The sequence below is a fragment of the Streptomyces sp. NPDC002754 genome (genome assembly GCF_053592315.1).
The window spans coordinates 104,923-123,070 of record NZ_JBSFVM010000013.1 but is presented as its reverse complement, the minus strand read 5'-3'; the positions used below and the strand labels follow the sequence as shown (position 1 = coordinate 123,070).

The window sequence follows — 18,148 nt, the reverse complement described above, 5'->3', positions numbered from 1 at the left end:
GATCCTCCGCTTTCGCGTCTGCCCCGCGAAGTCTCAGATATCCATGGGGAGTTGCTGGACGAGCAGTTTTCCGGCCATGGTTACGCCGCCGTCCATGGCGATGGCCAGGCCGTTCGCGTACACATGCGGGCCCTCGACGGGGGGCCTGCCGGCCTCGCTGTCGCCGTCCTCACCACCGACCTCGCCGAGCAGATACGGGATCGGGCTGTGGCCGTGCACGATGCGCGAGCCGCCAAAGGCGTCGAGGAGCTGCCGCACCGCGCCGGGTCCCGACTCCTCGTCCTTGAACGCGAACCGCTTGGTGAACTTGCGGAACAGGTCCCAGCACTCGTCCGCGTCATTGCGCGTGAGGGTCTCGCGCACCGTGTCGTTGACGGCCTCGATGGAATCGCCGTAGTCGAGATACGCGGTGGTGTCCGAGTGCGTGAGCAGGTGGTCGTCCTCGATCTCGATCGCGTCGAGCCGGGACATCCACTGCAGGTGCACGTCCTGGAGGCGGTCCATGTCGGCCTTCTGCCCGCCGTTGAGCAACCAGGCCGCCTGGAACGTGGCGGTGCCCGCGCCCGAGTTCACGGGCGTGTCGCCGAACCGCTTCGCGCCGAGCAGCAGCAGCTCGTGGTTGCCCATGAGCGCCTTGCAGTAGCCGCCCGCTGCCGCCGCCTCCGCGGACAGCCGCATGACGAGGTCGATGACGCCGATCCCGTCGGGCCCGCGGTCGGTGAAGTCTCCGAGGAACCACAGGCGCGCGGTGCCCGCCGCCCACTCGCCCTCCGCGTCGATCAGGCCCTGCTCGCGGAGCGCGGCGAGCAGCTCGTCGAGGTAGCCGTGCACATCGCCGACGACGTACAGCGGGCCGAGGCCCTCGTCCCCCGTGGGCGCGGGCTGCGCCGCCTCGATCCGGACGGTGTCGCCCTGGTCGATGACCGGCAGATCGCGCTCGGTCGGCGTGTAACCGACGGGATGATCCTCGGGATTCTCGGCGCCGGGCGGGGCGACGTCGGGGTCCGTCGGCTGCACGTTCGCCGGTACGTCATGGACGTACGCGGGAACACGGAAGTCGCGCAGCGTCTCCGTGTCCGCTGCGGATCCCAGACCGGCCCCCTGAGTCATCGACCCCTCCACCACCATTGCGCCGCCTGTGCACCGTATCGGACTGCCTGGTCGCAGCGGCCCGCGGTGTCGTGCGCCCATCATAGGAATGCGGCTCGCGCTGTGTGATGCACCAGGGGTGGTGAATCGGTGACGGGCGGCTGATCGCCGTGCATTTCTCCCGAATTGGTGTGGACTTTTCTCTTCGGTGGAGCAGATGGAGGGGGCGGTCGGGGGCGGTCAGCCCTGTCCCGGAGAGCGGGGAGGGCTGACCGTGGTGCGGTGTGGGCGTCGGTGGGACGAGGTCCGCACGATGAGTTCCGTCGGCATCACCTGCTCGACCGGCTGGTCGGAGTCGAGCCCCTCGATGGCGTCGATGAGGAGCTGCACGACGGACGTCCCGATCCGCCGCGGTTTGAGCGAGAGGGTGGTGATGGGCGGTTCCGTATTCGCGTAGACGGTCGACTCGCTGCAGCACACCAGCAGCAGATCGTCCGGGACGCGTAGCCCGTAGCGGCGCGCGGCCGCGAGCAGATCGGTGCCGTTGGGATCGAAGAGGCCGTAGACCGCGTCGGGGCGGTCGGGCCGGGCGAGCAGCCGGTCGGCTGCGACGGCGCCCGCGCACGGGTCGTGCGCGGGGTACGACTCGTAGACCGGTTCCTGTCCGATGCGCTCGCACCAGCGCAGATACGCCGAGGTGGAGAGGTGCGTGTACGTGTCGGTGGTGGTGCCGGTCAGCAGGCCGATGCGGCGGGCGCCGGACTCGGCCAGGTGGTCGAGGATGCCGAGCACGGCGGCCTCGTGGTCGTTGTCGACCCAGGCGGTCACGGGCAGGGTGCCCGCGGGACGTCCGTCGGAGACGACGGGCAGGCCCTGACGGACCAGCTCGGTGACGACCGGATCGTGGTCGGAGGGGTCGATGACGACGGTGCCGTCGAGTGCGACGTTCGACCAGACGTCATGGCGTGAGGTGGCGGGCAGGATGACGAGGGCGTACCCGCGGGCGAGCGCGGCGGAGGTGGCGGCGCGCGCCATCTCGGCGAAGTACGCGAATTCTGTGAAGGTGAAAGGTTCATCCCCGTACGTCGTCACGGTCAGGCCGATGAGGCCCGATTTCCCGGTACGGAGCGTGCGAGCGGCCGCGGAGGGGCGATAGCCCAACCGTTCGGCGACCTCGCGGACGTGGCTTCGGGTGGCGTCCGGGAGCCGGCCCTTACCGTTGAGCGCATCGGACACAGTCGTGATCGAGACCCCGGCGGCTGCGGCAACATCTCTGATACCTGCCCGGCTCGGCCGGGTGCCCTTGCGGGGCGTCTCTGCCCGGCTCACCTGGTGCTTCCCTGCTGCTGTCATGGCGAGCCGATAGTAGGGCTCATTCGGCTGCATGGTGGGGGTGCATATGCAGGCGTTGACAGGCACGTTTCTGCAAGGTGATTACCCATCATCAACCTTTAAATAAAAGGGAGTTGAAGGGTTCCACTATGGCACTTCGCTTGTCGTCACGCATGGGCCTGCCAAGTCGGCGATGTTGCGAGTAGGTCTCAACTCACCTTCACGGGTGATGCGCGCCACGGCGCGAGCCACCGGCGCGCGCCAGGGCGAGGAGCGCTCCCCCCTCTCCGCGCGCCTTGGGGAGGGGCGGGACCCGGGCCGTTGGGGAGCGTGGCGAATCCTCTTAAGGTGAGCAGTATTGGAACGGTGCCCACAAGGAGGACTGCGGTGAGCGAGATCAACCCCAAGCTGCGTGCGGAGCTGGCGGGGATCCCTGCCTACAAGCCCGGCAAGCCGGCCGCTGCCGGGGGGCCAGTGGCGTACAAGCTGTCCTCCAACGAGAACCCGTATCCTCCGCTGCCCGGAGTGATGGAGCAGACGATCGCGGCCGCCGGGACCTTCAACCGCTACCCGGACATGGCGTGCACCGGCCTGATGAACGAGCTTTCCGACCGTTTCGGTGTGCCCCTCGCGCATCTGGCCACGGGGACCGGCTCGGTCGGTGTCGCGCAGCAGCTGCTCCAGGCGACCGCGGGGCCGGGCGACGAGGTCATCTACCCGTGGCGGTCCTTCGAGGCGTACCCGATCATCACGCAGATCAGCGGCGCGAAGTCGGTGCAGGTGCCGCTCACGGCGAGCGAGGACCACGACCTGGACGCCATGGTCGACGCGATCACCGACCGCACGCGCCTCATCTTCGTCTGCAACCCCAACAACCCCACGGGCAATGCCATCCGCCGGGCCGAGCTGGAACGGTTCCTCGACCGGGTGCCCTCCGATGTCCTGGTGGTCCTCGACGAGGCGTACCGCGAGTTCATCCGCGATCCCGAGGTGCCGGACGGCGTCGAGGTCTACCGGGACCGGCCGAACGTGGCGGTGCTGCGGACCTTCTCGAAGGCGTACGGACTCGCGGGGCTCCGCGTGGGTTTCGCCATCGCGCACGATCCGGTCGCCGCGGCGCTGCGCAAGACGGCGGTGCCCTTCGGTGTGAGCCAGCTCGCGCAGGACGCGGCGGTCGCCTCGCTGCGCGCCGAGGACGAGCTGCTCGGCCGGGTCGGCTCGTTGGTGACCGAGCGCACGCGGGTCGTCGAGGGGCTGCGGGCGCAGGGCTGGACGGTGCCCGAGACGCAGGCCAACTTCGTGTGGCTGCGCCTGGGGGAGAAGACGACGGACTTCGCGGCGGCCTGTGAGCGGGCGGGCGTGGTCGTGCGGCCGTTCGCGGGTGAGGGTGTGCGGACCACGGTCGCGGAGACCGAGGCCAACGACATCTTCCTGCGGACGGCCGAGGAGTTCCGCAAGGAGCTGTAGAGCACCGCGCGTTGGCGCGTGGATCGTAGTGACAGGGGTCTCCCGAAATAACGGGGGACCCCCCTTCGTATGCCGACAACCAGTACGACATAATGCTTGTGAATGTGAACGCGTTCACAAGCGTGTCCCGGTTCCTCCCGGGATTTGTGGGATTAAAGGGGCAAGCTGCCGCTGTGACCACGGCGAGGTAAGGAGAAGACGCAGTGGACCCGACAACGATCGCCCTCGCACCGGAGACCCTGGCGCGATGGCAGTTCGGCATCACCACCGTCTACCACTTCCTGTTCGTCCCGCTGACGATCTCTCTTGCCGCGCTCACGGCGGGCCTGGAGACGGCATGGGTGCGCACGGGCAAGGAGAAGTACTTCCACGCCACGAAGTTCTGGGGGAAGCTTTTCCTGATCAATATCGCGATCGGTGTCGCCACCGGTCTCGTGCAGGAGTTCCAGTTCGGCATGAACTGGTCGGACTACTCGAAGTTCGTCGGGGACGTCTTCGGCGCCCCGCTCGCGATGGAGGCGCTGATCGCCTTCTTCTTCGAGTCCACCTTCATCGGGCTGTGGATCTTCGGCTGGGACAAGCTGCCGAAGAAGATCCACTGCGCCTGCATGTGGATGGTGTCGATCGGCACGCTCGCCTCGGCCTACTTCATCCTGGCGGCCAACTCCTGGATGCAGCACCCGGTCGGCTACGAGATCGACAGCAAGACGGGCGTGGCCCGTCTCAACGACATCTGGCACGTGCTCTTCCAGAACACCGCGGTCGTCCAGTTCTCGCACACGGTCTCCTCCGCCTTCCTGACCGGCGGAGCCTTCATGATCGGCATCGCCAGCTTCCTGCTCTGGAAGATCAAGAAGCAGAAGGACGCCGGTGAGCAGGTCGACCGGAAGCGGATCGTCACGCTGCGCAGCTCGCTCCGGATCGGCCTGGTCACCGCGATGATCGCGGGCGTCCTGGTCGCCCTCTCCGGCGACCAGCTGGCCAAGGTGATGTTCAAGCAGCAGCCGATGAAGATGGCCTCGGCCGAGGCGCTCTGGGACACCGAATGCCCCGCGCCGTTCTCCATCTTCGCCATCGGCAACGTGAACAAGGGCCACAACTCCGCCGAGATAGAGCTTCCGGGCCTGCTCTCCTTCCTGGCCGACGACAACTTCACCAGCTGTGTCCCCGGCATCCACGAGACCGCCAAGGCCGAGGCCGAGAAGTACGGCGGCCAGCCCGAGGACTACGTCCCCAACATCTTCGTCACCTTCTGGGGCTTCCGCCTGATGATCGGCATCGGGCTCACCGCCGCCGTCGCCGCGGGCGCCGGATTCTGGCTGACCCGCAAGAGGCGATGGCTGCTGCCCGAGCATCGAAGGGGTGAGGACGAAATCCCCAAGCTGATGCTCACCAACAAGAAGGAACTCGGCCCGACCGTCACCAAGTGGGGCTGGCGGGTCGGCATGGCCTCGCTGATTTTCCCCTTCATCGCCAACTCCATCGGCTGGATCTTCACCGAGATGGGCCGCCAGCCCTGGGCCGTCTTCGGCCTGTTCAAGACCGCGGACTCGGTCTCCCCCGGCGTCAGTCAGACCGAGATGGCGATCTCGCTGACCGCTCTGACCCTGCTGTACGCGGTGCTGTTCTGGATCAACGTACGGCTGATGAAGAAGTACGCCGTCAAGGGTCCCGACACGGACGAGGAACCGCCCACCAAGGACCCGAAGCTGCGTGGTCCTTCGGGGGACGACTCCGATGACGACGACGCCGACAAGCCAATGACCTTCGCGTACTGAGAGGAGAAACGCCATGGGCCTCAACGACTTCTGGTTCCTTCTGATCGCCGTTCTGTGGACCGGCTACTTCTTCCTCGAAGGCTTCGACTTCGGGGTGGGCATCCTGACGCGGCTTCTCGCGCGCGACAGGACCGAGCGGCGCGTGCTGATCAACATCATCGGGCCGGTGTGGGACGGCAACGAGGTCTGGCTGCTCACCGCGGCCGGCGCGATGTTCGCCGCGTTCCCCGTCTGGTACGCGACGTTCTTCAGCGCCTTCTACATGCTGCTCGTGCTCGCGCTGCTGCTGTTGATCGTGCGGGTGCTGTCCTTCGAGTACCGGCACAAGCGGCCGGAGGAGAGCTGGCAGCGCAACTGGGAGCTGGTGCTCTTCGTCACCTCGCTGCTGCTGCCGTTCCTGTGGGGCGTGATGTTCGCCGACATGGTGCACGGTGTGCCGATCAACTCCCATCAGGATTTCGCCGGTTCGTTCGGCGACCTGCTGACCTGGTGGGGACTGCTCGGCGGCCTTGCCTTCACCGCCGTGTGCACGCTGCACGGCGCCGTGTTCACGGCTTTGAAGACGCAGGGCGACATCCGGGGACGGGCGCGTGCGCTCGCGACGAAGGCCGGTGTGGCCACCGTGCTCCTTGGCGGCGGGTTCCTCGCCTGGATCCAGGTCGAGCGCGGAACGGTGTGGACCGCGGTGGCGTTCGCCGTGGCGGTCATCGGGCTGCTCGGGACGCTCGTGATGAACGCCAAGGGGCGCGAGGGCTGGGCCTTCAGCTTCAACGGGATCGCGATCGCGGCGGTGGTGGCGGTGATCTTCCTGTCCCTGGCGCCGAACGTCATGCCGTCCTCGCTCAACGAGGCGTGGAACCTGACGATCGACAACACGTCCTCGGGTCCGTACACGCTGAAGGTGATGACCTGGGTCGCCGGGATCATGACGCCGCTGGTTCTGCTCTACCAGGGCTGGACCTACTGGGTCTTCCGCAAGCGGCTCGGCACGAATCACATGCCTGCCGAGGCGCACTGAGCGTCTTCAGGGGCGCAGTGAGCTCCTTCAACCCGTCTACGTGAGGGTGTGTTTCACGTGAAACCGATCGACCAGCGTCTGTTCCGGTACGGCCGGGCCTCTCGCCTCTTCCTGATCGCGGTGGTGGTGCTGGGCGCCGCCGGGGCGGGCCTGGTCATCGCGCAGGCGATGCTCATCGCCGAGGTCGTGGTGGGCGCGTTCCAGCACGGCCTCGACGTGGCCGAACTGCGCACGCCGCTGCTGCTGTTGACGGCGGTCGCGGCAGGGCGTGGGCTCGTGGCCTGGCTGACCGAGCTGGCCGCGCACCGGGCGAGTGCGGCGGTCAAGTCGGAGCTGCGCAGGCGGCTGTTGGAGCGGGCCTCGCGGCTCGGTCCGGGGTGGTTGAGCGGGCAGCGCACCGGGTCGCTCGTGGCGCTCGCGACGCGCGGGGTGGACGCCCTCGACGACTACTTCTCCCGCTATCTGCCGCAGTTGGGGCTCGCGGTGGTGGTCCCGGTGGCGGTGCTCGCCCGCGTCGTCACCGAGGACTGGGTGTCGGCGGCGATCATCGTCGGCACGTTGCCCCTCATCCCGATCTTCATGATGCTGATCGGCTGGGCGACCCAGTCCCGGATGGACCGCCAGTGGCGGCTGCTCTCCCGCCTTTCGGGCCACTTTTTGGACGTCGTCGCGGGCCTGCCGACCCTGAAGGTGTTCGGTCGTGCCAAGGCCCAGGCCGAGTCCATCCGCAAGATCACCGGCGAGTACCGCAGGGCGACGATGCGCACCCTGCGGATCGCCTTCCTCTCGTCGTTCGCGCTGGAGTTGCTGGCCACGCTCTCGGTGGCGCTCGTCGCCGTGACCATCGGCATGCGGCTCGTGCACGGTGAGATGGATCTGTACATCGGGCTCGTGATTCTGGTGCTCGCGCCCGAGGCGTATCTGCCGCTTCGGCAGGTGGGCGCGCAGTACCACGCGGCGGCCGAGGGGCTCGCCGCGGCGGAGGAGATCTTCGCGGTTCTGGAGTCACCGCTGCCCGAGGACGGCACGCGGGGTGTCCCTTCGGCCGGTGGAATCGGGTTTGAAAGCGTTTCTGTTCGCTACGAAGGGCGGTCTTCGGAGGCGGTCTCCGATGTCTCCTTCAAGGTCGCCGAGGGCGAGACGGTAGCCCTTGTCGGTCCTAGTGGCGCGGGCAAGTCGACGCTGGTCGGCGCCCTGTTGGGTTTTGTACGCCCCTGTAGTGGGCGGATCGTCGTCGGCGGTGTCGACCTCGCCGAGATGTCGCGCGAGGCGTGGCACGCGCGCGTGGCGTGGGTTCCGCAGCGGCCGCAGCTGTACGCCGGTTCGATCGCGGACAACGTACGGCTCGCGCGGCCCGGGGCCGATGACGCCGCGGTGCTCGCCGCGCTGCGGGAGGCCGGGGCGCTGGAGTTCGTCGAGGCGCTGTCCGAGGGCGTGGCGAGCGTGCTCGGGGAGGACGGCGCCGGGCTCTCCGCCGGGCAGCGCCAGCGGCTCGCGCTCGCACGGGCCTTCCTCGCGGACCGGCCGTTCGTGCTGCTCGACGAGCCCACGGCCGCGCTCGACGGGGAGACCGAGGCGGGCATCGTCGACGCCGTGCGCAGGCTCGCCGTGGGGCGGACCGTGCTGCTCGTCGTGCACCGTCCCGCCCTGCTCGCCGTCGCGGACCGGGTCGTACGGATCGAGGCACCTGGCGCGGTGCCGGCGCAGCTGCGTGGCGCCGCGCAGGGCAGCCCGTCCGCGCAGGCCCTCGCCGGTGCCGTCGAAGCCGCTCCGGTGGAGGTGAGCGGCGACGCGCCTGTGGACCGGCGTCATGTGCTCGCACGGCTGCGCGCCGCCGCCAGGCCGCGCCACTCCCGGCTCATCCTCGCCCTGCTGCTCGGCGCGCTCGCGCTCGGCAGCGCGGTCGGCCTGATGGCGACGTCCGGCTGGCTGATCTCGCGCGCCTCGCAGATGCCGCCGGTGCTGTACCTGATGGTCGCGGTCACGGCCACGCGCGCGTTCGGCATCGGGCGGGCGATCTTCCGGTACCTGGAGCGGCTCGTGTCGCACGACGCGGTGCTGCGGATGCTGGCCGACACCCGGGTCGCCGTGTACCGGCGCCTGGAGCGGCTCGCCCCGGCGGGGCTGCGTACGACGCGGCGCGGCGACCTGCTCTCCCGGCTCGTCGCCGATGTCGACGCCCTTCAGGACTACTGGCTGCGCTGGCTGTTGCCCGCGTCGGCCGCCGCGCTGGTGGGCGTGGGGTCGGTGGCGTTCACCGCGTGGCTGTTGCCCGCCGCCGGCGCCGTGCTCACCGTGGGGCTGCTGCTCGCCGGGGTCGGAGTGCCGCTGTTGGCGGGCGCGGTGTCCCGGCGTGCGGAGCGGAGGCTGGCCCCCGCGCGGGGGGAGCTCGCCACGAAAGCCACCGAACTGCTCACCGGTACCGCCGAACTGACGGTCTCCGGCGCGCTGCCACGACGTACGCAGGAGGCCGCGGAGGCCGACTCCGTGCTGACGCGGATCGCCTCCCGCGCCGCCACCGCGACCGCGCTCGGCGACGGACTGACCGCGCTGATCACCGGCCTGACCGTGGCGGCGGCCGCGCTCGTCGGCATCCAGGGCGTACGCACCGGACAGCTCCACGGGGTGTCCCTCGCGGTCGTCGTCCTGACCCCGCTCGCCGCGTTCGAGGCGGTGCTCGGCCTGCCGCTCGCCGTGCAGCACCGCCAGCGCGTCCACAAGAGCGCTGAGCGGGTGTATGAGGTCCTGGACGCGCCGGAACCCGTACGGGAGCCCGAGCGGCCCGCACAAGCGCCGCAGGACCCCTTCCCGCTCGCCGTGCGCGGCCTCAGCGCCCGCTACGAGGGCCAGGAGCGGGACGCGCTCGCCGGCCTCGATCTGACGCTGGAGCGCGGCCGCCGCGTCGCCGTCGTCGGGCCGTCGGGGTCCGGCAAGACCACTCTCGCCCAGGTGTTGCTGCGCTTCCTCGACGCGGACGCCGGGACGTACACGCTCGGCGGTGTCGAGGCGGTGGCTCTCGACGGCGACGAGGTCCGGCGCGTCGTCGGGCTGTGCGCCCAGGATGCGCACCTCTTCGACAGCAGCCTCCGCGAGAACCTGTTGCTTGCCAAGAAGGGCGCCAGCGAGGACGAGCTGTGGGCGGTACTCGGCCGCGTACGTCTTCGGGAGTGGGCGCAGGCGCTGCCGGACGGGCTCGACACCCTGGTGGGTGAGCACGCCGCACGTCTCTCGGGCGGCCAGCGGCAGCGGCTCGCGCTCGCCCGCGCGCTGCTCGCCGACTTCCCCGTCCTCGTGCTCGACGAGCCCGCCGAACACCTCGATCTGGAGACGGCGGACGCGCTCACCGCGGATCTCCTGGATGCCACGCGGGGGCGGACGACGGTGTTGATCACGCACAGGCTCGCCGGTCTTGAGGCCGTGGACGAGGTGCTCGTGCTCGACGGGGGCCGGGTCGCCCAGCGCGGCCCGTACGCCGAGCTCGTCGCGGTCGACGGCCCGCTCCGGGAGCTGCGGCGCCGGGAGGGCGCGGCGGAGGCGCTGGCCGGCGCGGGAAGCTGAGGAACCGCCTGGGCCCCTCCGCCCATCCGGATCCCGACTTTCCTCGCCAATCGGCACTAATTAGGCTCGTCGCATGGCAGCTCCCACGGACCCCGGCGTCCCTCCTCCCGCAGAGCCCGCCGCGGCGTCCCTGGAGGCGGCGACTCAGGCGACACGCGGCCTCCACGGTCTGTCGGCCGAGCTGACCGCCCGGTTGCCGCAGCTCCTGGAAGCGATGCGTTCCGTGGGCACAGGCCTCGAGCTGCACACCACGCTCGACCGGATCTGCGAGACGGCCGCCGAACTGACCGACGCCAAGTACGCCGCGATCGGCGTCGTCGCCGAGGACGGCACCGCGCTCTCGGATTTCGTCTACTCCGGAGTCGACGAGGAGACCGCGCGGCGCATCGGGCGGCTGCCCGACGGGCACAGGGGGCTGCTCGGCGCGCTCATCCACGACCCCGTGACGCTGCGCCTCGCGAACCTCGCGGACGACCCGCGCTCCTGTGGCTTTCCCGCGCACCATCCGCCGATGCACACGTTTCTCGGCCTCCCCATCCGCGTACAGGGCGAGATCTTCGGAAATCTGTACCTCACGGAGAAGCACGGTGGCGGCGAGTTCAACGACGACGACCTGAACATGGTCCGGGTGCTCGCCACGGAGGCGGGCATCGCCATCGGCAACGCGCGCCTCTACGAAGCGGCCAAGCAGCGCGAGCGGTGGATCGACGGCTCGGTGGCGGTGACCACCGCGCTCCTCTCGGGCGGCGACGCCGACGACGCGCTCCAGGTGGTCGCCGAACAGTCCCGGCACCTCTCGGACTCGGCGGCCGGCATAGTGCTGCTGCCCGCAGAGGAGGGCGGCATGGAGATCGTCGCCGTCGACGCGGACGGGCCCTCCGCCGCGCTCGGCGTGATCGTGCCGTCGGAGAGCGAGGTCATCTCCGAACTGCTCGACGGCCAGGCCGTGTTCGTCGACGACGCGGCCACCGATCCCCGGATGCTGACCGGCCTCGCGCAGGACTACGGGCCGTCCATGATGCTGCCCCTCCAGAGCGGCGGGCGGGTCCTGGGGACGTTGGTGATGACCCGCGCGCGTGGGGGGCGTCCTTTCACCGAGGCGGAGCGCATCCTGGCCACCCAGTTCGCGTCGCAGGCGGCGCTCGCCCTGGTCTCGGCCGACGCGCAGCGCGACCGGGAGCGTCTCGCCGTCCTGGAGGACCGCGACCGGATCGCGCGCGACCTGCACGACCTCGTCATCCAGCGCCTCTTCGCCACCGGGATGATGCTGGAGACCGCCCAGCGCCGCTCCGTGGTGCCCGAAGTGCAGACCGGCGTCGGCAAGGCGGTCGACGAGCTCGACACCACCATCCAGGAGATCCGCACCGCGATCTTCGCGCTTCAGCAAGGGCCGGCCGAGGCGCCGTCGAGCCTGCGCACCAAGGTGCTCCGGGAGATCAATACGGCCGCCGTGCCGCTCGGGTTCAAGCCCTCGCACCGCTTCCTCGGGCCCGTCGACACGGTCGTCGGCGAGCTCACGGGCAAGCACCTCATCGCGGCGCTGCGGGAGGCCCTCTCGAACGCGTTCCGGCACGCGGAGGCCGATCGCATAGACGTCGTGGTGGACGCCACCGTGTTCCTCCCCGACGGGCGGCCGGGCGTCCGCCTCACAGTCGCGGACGACGGCGTGGGCATCAAGCAGGGCGGGCGGCGCAGCGGCCTGAAGAACCTTCAGAAGCGGGCCGAATCGCTCGGTGGCGCCAGTTGGCACGGGCCGGGGCTCGACGGGGACGGTACGACGGTGGTGTGGGAGGCGCCCCACTGAGGCGTGCCTCCTCCTGAGGTGAGCCCCCCTGAGGCCGTCGGCGGCGCCCCGGTTTGGCGGTACGTTCCTGCGCCGTACGGGGCACCCGTTCCCTCGGCCGTACCAGCCCCACAGGAAGCCCGGCGTGCGGCGGTCGACGATCCGATGCATGCGTCATGGACCGCGCCGAACCCGCACATCGCTCGTCCTCCCGGTGCTGCTGTGCGCCCTCGTGGCCCTCGGCCCGCCCACGGTGTCCCGGGGCGCGGAGGGCCCCGAGGCGAGCGCGGACGTCGCGCGCCTTTTCGAGGAGGCGTCCACGGCGACGCAGCGCTACGAAGCGGGCCGTAAAGCCGCCTTCGTACAGAAGGCGGAGGTACGCACGATGGAGCGGCTGCTCGTGCGCGAGCGGCGGCAGATCTCCGCGCTCCACGACGACCTCGGCCGGATCGCCCGCGCCCAGTACCGCAGCGGCGGCGACATCCCTCTCACGGCGCAGATGCTGCTGGCCGGGAATCCCGAGAAACTGATGCACGGTCAACGGGCGGTCTGGCAGGCCGATCTGGCCCTCAACAACGCCGTGGACAAGAGTCGGCGCGCCGAGCGCAGGCTCGCGGACGGACAGCGCAGGGCGGCGGACGCGTGGCACTCACTGAAGGAGCGCAACGCGCGGCTCGCCATCCTTAAGAAGAGCATCGAAAGCAAGCTCGAAGCGGCGCGTTGGCAGCTCCAGGGCCAGGCGGACTCGTCGGTCGCCGCGGGGAAGTGCCGGGGCGCCGTGCGCCTCAAGGAGCCGAAAAACTCAACCACGCGTGCGTGGCTGCCTCCTGTGGAGAAGTACCAGCTGTCCGCGGGCTTCGACAGCGCGGGCGAGCGCTGGTCGCACCGGCACACCGGGCAGGACTTCGCGGTCGACATCGGGACGCCGGTACGGGCGGCGGGCGCGGGCCGCGTGGTGAGCGTGTCCTGCGGCGGCGCCTTCGGCATCGAGGTCATCGTGCGCCATCCCGGCGGCTACTGCACGCAGTACGCGCACCTCGCCGCGGTCACCGTCGACCAGGGGCAGAAGCTCCGCGCGGGGCAGTGGGTCGGCCAGTCGGGCACCACCGGCAACTCGACGGGGCCGCACCTCCACTTCGAGGTGCGGCTCACGCCGTATCTGGGCTCCGGGGTGGATCCGGTGAAGTGGTTCGCCGAGCGCCACGTGAAGCTGTAGGCGTCGTGGAGCTACCGGGCGGGGGCGTGCGCGGCCAGGATGTCCTCGATGACGCGGGCCACGCCGTCCTCGTTGTTGGTCGCGGTGCGGCCGGTCGCCGAGGCCAGCACCTCGGGGTGCGCGTTCCCCATCGCGTAGGACGTGCCCGCCCAGGCGAGCATCTCCATGTCGTTCGGCATGTCCCCTACGGCGACGACCTCGGTGGGCGCGATGCCGCGCTCCGCGCAGCACATGGCGAGCGTGCTCGCCTTGGAGACGCCGGGGCCGCTGATCTCCAGGAGCGCGCTCGGGCTAGACCGTGTGATGGCCGCCCGGTCGCCCACCCCCGCGCGGGCCAGCGACAGGAAGGCGTCGGGGTCGAGCTCGGGGTGGTACGCGAGGAGCTTGAGCACCGGCTGGTCCGCGACGTCGAAATCCGGGGCGAGGAGTTTCTCGGCGGGAGCCACGCATTCGCCGGGGTCCAGGTGCAGCGGCGGGTACCCCGGCTCGTGGTGCAGGCCGCCGGTGCGCTCGACGGCGAAGGTTGTGCCGGGGGCGGTCGCGCGCAGCATGTGGACGACGTCGAGCGTGTCCGTGACCGTCAGTTCGCGGATCTTGACGAAGCGGTGCTCGCCCGCCCCGCCGTGCAGGTCCACGACGGCGGCGCCGTTCCCGCAGATCGCCAGGCCGTGGCCGTGCACATGGTCGCTGACGACATCCATCCAGCGGGCCGGGCGGCCCGTCACGAAAAAGACCTCGATGCCGGCCTCCTCCGCGGCGGCGAGCGCGGCGACCGTACGCGGCGAAACGGTCTTGTCGTCGTGCAGCAACGTTCCGTCGAGGTCGGTGGCGATCAGCCGGGGCGTGGGGGCGGAGGGGGCCGGAGTCCGGGGCCCGGGAGTCGGTGAGGTCACCGACCCATGGTCGCGCATATGCGTGCACGGGCGTGCTGCGGGGCGCACAGATGAGTACGCGCCTGGCTCATGCGCCCCACCCGGATTCCGGCGTGACGGAGTGCGATTCAGTCGAGTTGGGCCAGGACCTGCGTGGCGATCGCTTCGAAGGTCTTCTGGTCGGCCGCGAAATCGGTGTCCGGGATCGGCCAGTGCAGGACGAGCTCGGTGAAGCCCAGCTCCCGGTGCCTGCCCGCGAAGTCCACGAAGGCGTCGACGGAGGTGAGGGGGCGGGACCGGTCCGGGGTGAATCCGGTGAGCAGGACCTTGTCCAGTTCGTCCGCGTCGCGGCCGATGGCCTCGCACGCGGAGGCCAGTTTCGATACCTGCCCGCGAATGGCCTGAATCGATTCCTCCGGGGTGCCCGTCGCGTACAGCTTCGGGTCGCCGGTGGTCACCCACGCCTGCCCGTGCCGCGCTGCGAGCTTCAGGCCGCGCGGGCCCGTCGCGGCCACGGCGAACGGCAGCCGGGGGCGCTGCACGCAGCCCGGGATGTTCTGGGCGCCGACGTCGCCGCCCGCCGAGTAGAACGTCCCGTCGTACGAGACCGTGTCCTCGGTGAGCAGCCGGTCGAGCAGCGGGACGAACTCCGCGAAACGGTCGGCGCGCTCCCGAGGCGTCCACGGCTCCTGCCCGCTGTGCGCGAGGGCGCTCGCGTCGAAGCCCGTGCCGCCCGCGCCGATACCGAGGGTGATCCGGCCACCGGAGATGTCGTCGAGCGAGAGCAGTTCCTTGGCGAGGGTGACGGGGTGCCGGAAGTTCGGCGAGGTCACGAGCGTGCCCAGGCGGATCCGCTCGGTGGCGGTGGCCGCGGCCGTCAGCGTCGGGACCGCCCCGAACCACGGCCCGTCCCGGAACGGCACGCGCCAGGACAGGTGGTCGTACGTGTACGCGGTGTGGAAGCCCAGCTCCTCGGCGCGCAGCCATGCCTCGCGAGCGCCCTCGTGCCAGCGGCGGTAGGGCAGGATCACGGTGCTCAGGCGCAGCGGACGAGCGGTCGTGGCGGGAGCGTTCTCGTTCATGCCTGTGAGCGTATGCGGATTTCCCTCACAACTCGCCCGGGGCTCTCCCGGTCTCCTTGCGACCGCCTCTCGGACTCTCGTGGTTTCCCTCAGGTTCTCTCGGATCCTCTTGGATTCTCTTGGAGTCAATCCAGAAATTTTGGCCCGGATGTTTGATCCACAGCCAAGTCGAGTTATCCACAGGCCAGTTGGCGATTCTGTGGACAACTCTCAAGCCAGGGAGTCCTTTTGGTCAACTATGGGAGTATTGCTGGGGTTTGATGTCAATGCATCCAATGTCCTTGTCTGTACCTCACGTTCGGCCGCCGCCGCGATGAACGCGGAAACGTCCTCCGGAGCAACAAGCCTGCGCACGACCCGCATTGTCTCCACGGGTATCGCCACAGTTTGCTGCTCATCCGCCACCTCGGCCGCCGGCCCTTCGGCGAGGTGGTGATGGAGGTGCCGGTTGGCGAACGTCCGCATTGCTCGGGCGAGTTCGGCGTCCACCGATTGTTGTGCGAGCGGGCGGAGCCGCCGCACGAGCGAGGCCGCTTCGGCCGCTTCCGCATCCGTCGGCGGTTGCGGACCGAGATAGCGGGCGAAGACATGCTCGGTGGTGAACTCCAGGAAGCGCGCCGCTATATGTTCGACCTGCCCCCTCAACTCCCGTAGATGACCGGAAATTGCGGACAGTGGGACGCCTGCCGCGTGCAACTCGACGGCGACCGCCAGCTCTTGAGGGCTCGGAACGAGGAACTCGTCCTCCGTCCCCGGCGCGCGCTCCAGTACGCCGAGTTCGAGCGCGTCCCGCACGGCGGCGTCGTCGGGTTCGCCGCCGAACCTCTCGTCCAGCTCCGCGCGCGTGATGCGCCCCGCCCGCTCGTCCGTCCACGGGCCGTCCACCTCCGCGACCAGACCCAGCACGCCGCCCAGGCCGCGCCCCGCGTCCCAGGCCTCAAGCAGTTCCTTGATGGACGCCAGGGTGTAGCCACGGTCCAGCAGGTCGGCGATCTGCCGCAGCCTGGACAGGTGCGTGTCCGTGTACACGTTGGCCCGCCCGCGGCGCTCGGGCCGGGGCAGCAGCCCGCGGTCCTGATAGGCGCGGATCGTGCGGACCGTGGCGCCGCTGTGGCGGGCCAGGTCCTCGATCCGGTACTCGGCGACCGGCTGCTCCGTGCCGCCGGTACTCACAGCGGTGGCTCCATCCGGGCGACCGCGCGCAGGGCCTTGGGGGTGAAGCGGGACATGAGGTGGGCGCCGCGGGCCTCCGGGGTGACCGGGACGACCGCCTTGTCGTGCACGACGGCGCCCAGGATCGCCGCGGCGACCTTCTCCGGCGGGTAGTTGCGCAGGCCGTACAGGCGCGAGGACTTCTTCTGGCGGCGCTTCTCCTCCTCGGCGTCCACCCCGGCGAAGCGGGCCGTCGCCGTGATGTTCGTGTTCACCAGGCCGGGGCAGATCGCGGAGACGCCGATGCCCTGCCCGGCCAGCTCGGCGCGCAGGCACTCGCTGAGCATCAGGACGGCGGCCTTGGAGGTCGAGTACGCGGGGAGCGCCTTCGAGGGCTGGTACGCCGCCGCGGACGCGGTGTTCACGATGTGGCCGCCCTGCCCGCGCTCGGCCATCTGCTTGCCGAACAGGCGGCAACCGTGGATGACGCCCCACAGATTGACGTCGAGGACCTTCTTCCAGTCCTCCGGAGTGGTGTCGAAGAACGAGCCGGACAGGCCGATCCCCGCGTTGTTCACCAGGACGTCGACCACGCCGTACTCGGCGGCGACCTTCTCGGCCAGCTTCTCCATGGCCTGCCCGTCGGTGACGTCCACGGTCTCGCCCCAAGCCTCGGGGGCGCCGATGAGCCGGGCGAGCTCGGCGGTCCGCGCGACGCTCTCGGCGTCCCGGTCGACGGCGACCACGCGCGCGCCGGCCTCCGCGAAGGCGAACGCGGTGGCCCGGCCGATGCCGCTGCCCGCACCGGTCACCAGGACGAGCTGACCGGCGAACCGGTCCGCGTGCTTCCCGTCGGCCGCCGGGCGGTGCGCGGGCACCCCCGCCTCCTGCCCCTCGTGCGTGGTGACGAACTCGGTGATCCAGGAGGCGAGTTGATCGGGGCGGGTGCGCGGAACCCAGTGCTTGGCGGGCAGCACGCGGCGCGTCAACTGGGGTGCCCACAGCTCCAGCTGGTCGTACAGCCTCGGCGACAGGAAGGCGTCCCCGAGCGGCGTGATGAGCTGCACGGGCGCGTGCGCGTACGCGTCCTCGCGCGGGCGGCGCAGCCGCGCCCTTACGTTGTCCCGGTACAGCCAGGCTCCGTGCGCGGCGTCCGAGGGCAGCGACGACGTCGGGTAGTCGCCCGCGGGAACCCGCTCGACGCGCTCCAGGATCTTCGGCCAGCGCTTGCCGAGCGGCCCGCGCCAGGCGAGCTCGGGCAGCACGGGCGTGTGCAGCATGTACACGTACCAGGACTTGGCGCCCTGGCCGAGCAACTGGCCCACCTTGGCCGGCGTGGGCTTCTTCACGCGCTGCTTGATCCAGTGCCCGAAGTGGTCGAGCGACGGGCCCGACATCGACGTGAAGGACGCGATGCGGCCCTGCGTGCGCGTGACCGTGGTGAACTCCCACGACTGCACCGAACCCCAGTCGTGCCCCACCAGGTGCACGGGCCGGTCCGGGCTCACCGCGTCGGCGACCGCCAGGAAGTCGTCGGTCAACTTCTCCAGGGTGAAGCCGCCGCGCAGCGGCTGCGGCGCCGTCGACCGGCCGTGTCCGCGTACGTCATAGAGCACTACGTGGAAGCGGTCCGCGAGGCGCACGGCGACCTCAGACCACACTTCCTTGGAGTCCGGATAGCCGTGCACGAGCACCACCGTCGGCCGCTCGGCTCCGCCGGGTTCCCCCAGCTCGACGACGCACAGCTCGATACCGCCCGTGCGCACCCGGCGCTCGCGCGCGCCGTCGATCTTCATCAGGT

The 18,148-nt window shown here is 70.2% G+C and carries 12 protein-coding genes; 6 read left to right on the top strand and 6 right to left on the bottom strand.

All coding sequences use genetic code 11. The features are described 5' to 3' along the window. Nucleotides 1-33 precede the first annotated feature (33 nt). Both ACWD2L_RS24950 and ACWD2L_RS24945 read right to left on the bottom strand, forming a co-directional pair. Entirely contained in the window at nt 34-1,110 is a 1,077-nt protein-coding gene (locus ACWD2L_RS24950; protein ID WP_351332145.1) for a metallophosphoesterase, read from the bottom strand. A 219-nt stretch (nt 1,111-1,329) separates the two neighbouring features. Beyond that, complete coding sequence (locus ACWD2L_RS24945; RefSeq protein ID WP_351332142.1) at nt 1,330-2,442, bottom strand: LacI family DNA-binding transcriptional regulator; 1,113 nt, start codon at nt 2,440-2,442, stop codon at nt 1,330-1,332. Between the two features lie 366 nt (nt 2,443-2,808). Between ACWD2L_RS24945 and hisC the strand changes: the two genes are divergently transcribed. The 6 genes from hisC (at nt 2,809) to ACWD2L_RS24915 (ending at nt 13,241) form a co-directional block, all read left to right on the top strand. Further along, nucleotides 2,809-3,888, top strand: a complete 1,080-nt coding sequence (gene hisC / locus ACWD2L_RS24940; RefSeq protein ID WP_351332139.1) for a histidinol-phosphate transaminase — start codon at nt 2,809-2,811, stop codon at nt 3,886-3,888. 203 nt (nt 3,889-4,091) lie between these two features. Then, nucleotides 4,092-5,666: a cytochrome ubiquinol oxidase subunit I gene (locus ACWD2L_RS24935; RefSeq protein ID WP_351332136.1), complete on the top strand. Its 1,575-nt coding sequence runs from the start codon at nt 4,092-4,094 to the stop codon at nt 5,664-5,666. A gap of 13 nt (nt 5,667-5,679) precedes the next feature. Beyond that, entirely contained in the window at nt 5,680-6,684 is a 1,005-nt protein-coding gene (gene cydB / locus ACWD2L_RS24930) for a cytochrome d ubiquinol oxidase subunit II (protein ID WP_351332134.1), read from the top strand. A gap of 57 nt (nt 6,685-6,741) precedes the next feature. Beyond that, a complete protein-coding gene (gene cydD / locus ACWD2L_RS24925; RefSeq protein WP_351332132.1) occupies nt 6,742-10,242 on the top strand; it encodes a thiol reductant ABC exporter subunit CydD in 3,501 nt (1,166 codons plus the stop codon). Between the two features lie 73 nt (nt 10,243-10,315). Further along, a complete protein-coding gene (locus ACWD2L_RS24920; RefSeq protein ID WP_351332130.1) occupies nt 10,316-12,046 on the top strand; it encodes a GAF domain-containing sensor histidine kinase in 1,731 nt (576 codons plus the stop codon). A 148-nt stretch (nt 12,047-12,194) separates the two neighbouring features. Further along, the gene (locus ACWD2L_RS24915) at nt 12,195-13,241 is read left to right on the top strand and encodes a M23 family metallopeptidase (protein WP_351332127.1); all 1,047 of its coding nucleotides are present in this window, start codon (nt 12,195-12,197) and stop codon (nt 13,239-13,241) included. Between the two features lie 11 nt (nt 13,242-13,252). On the opposite strand, the gene ACWD2L_RS24910 is transcribed toward ACWD2L_RS24915, so the two are convergent. The 4 genes from ACWD2L_RS24910 to ACWD2L_RS24895 all read right to left on the bottom strand — a co-directional run bounded on the left by ACWD2L_RS24910 (nt 13,253) and on the right by ACWD2L_RS24895 (nt 18,143). Then, the gene (locus ACWD2L_RS24910) at nt 13,253-14,152 is read right to left on the bottom strand and encodes an HAD-IIB family hydrolase (protein ID WP_351332124.1); all 900 of its coding nucleotides are present in this window, start codon (nt 14,150-14,152) and stop codon (nt 13,253-13,255) included. 89 nt (nt 14,153-14,241) lie between these two features. Continuing rightward, entirely contained in the window at nt 14,242-15,195 is a 954-nt protein-coding gene (locus ACWD2L_RS24905) for an LLM class flavin-dependent oxidoreductase (RefSeq protein WP_351332121.1), read from the bottom strand. A gap of 210 nt (nt 15,196-15,405) precedes the next feature. Further along, nucleotides 15,406-16,368: a MerR family transcriptional regulator gene (locus ACWD2L_RS24900; RefSeq protein ID WP_351332118.1), complete on the bottom strand. Its 963-nt coding sequence runs from the start codon at nt 16,366-16,368 to the stop codon at nt 15,406-15,408. Further along, nucleotides 16,365-18,143, bottom strand: a complete 1,779-nt coding sequence (locus ACWD2L_RS24895) for an SDR family oxidoreductase (RefSeq protein WP_351332286.1) — start codon at nt 18,141-18,143, stop codon at nt 16,365-16,367. Before ACWD2L_RS24895 ends, ACWD2L_RS24900 begins: the two co-directional genes overlap by 4 nt. Between the last annotated feature and the right edge of the window lie 5 nt (nt 18,144-18,148).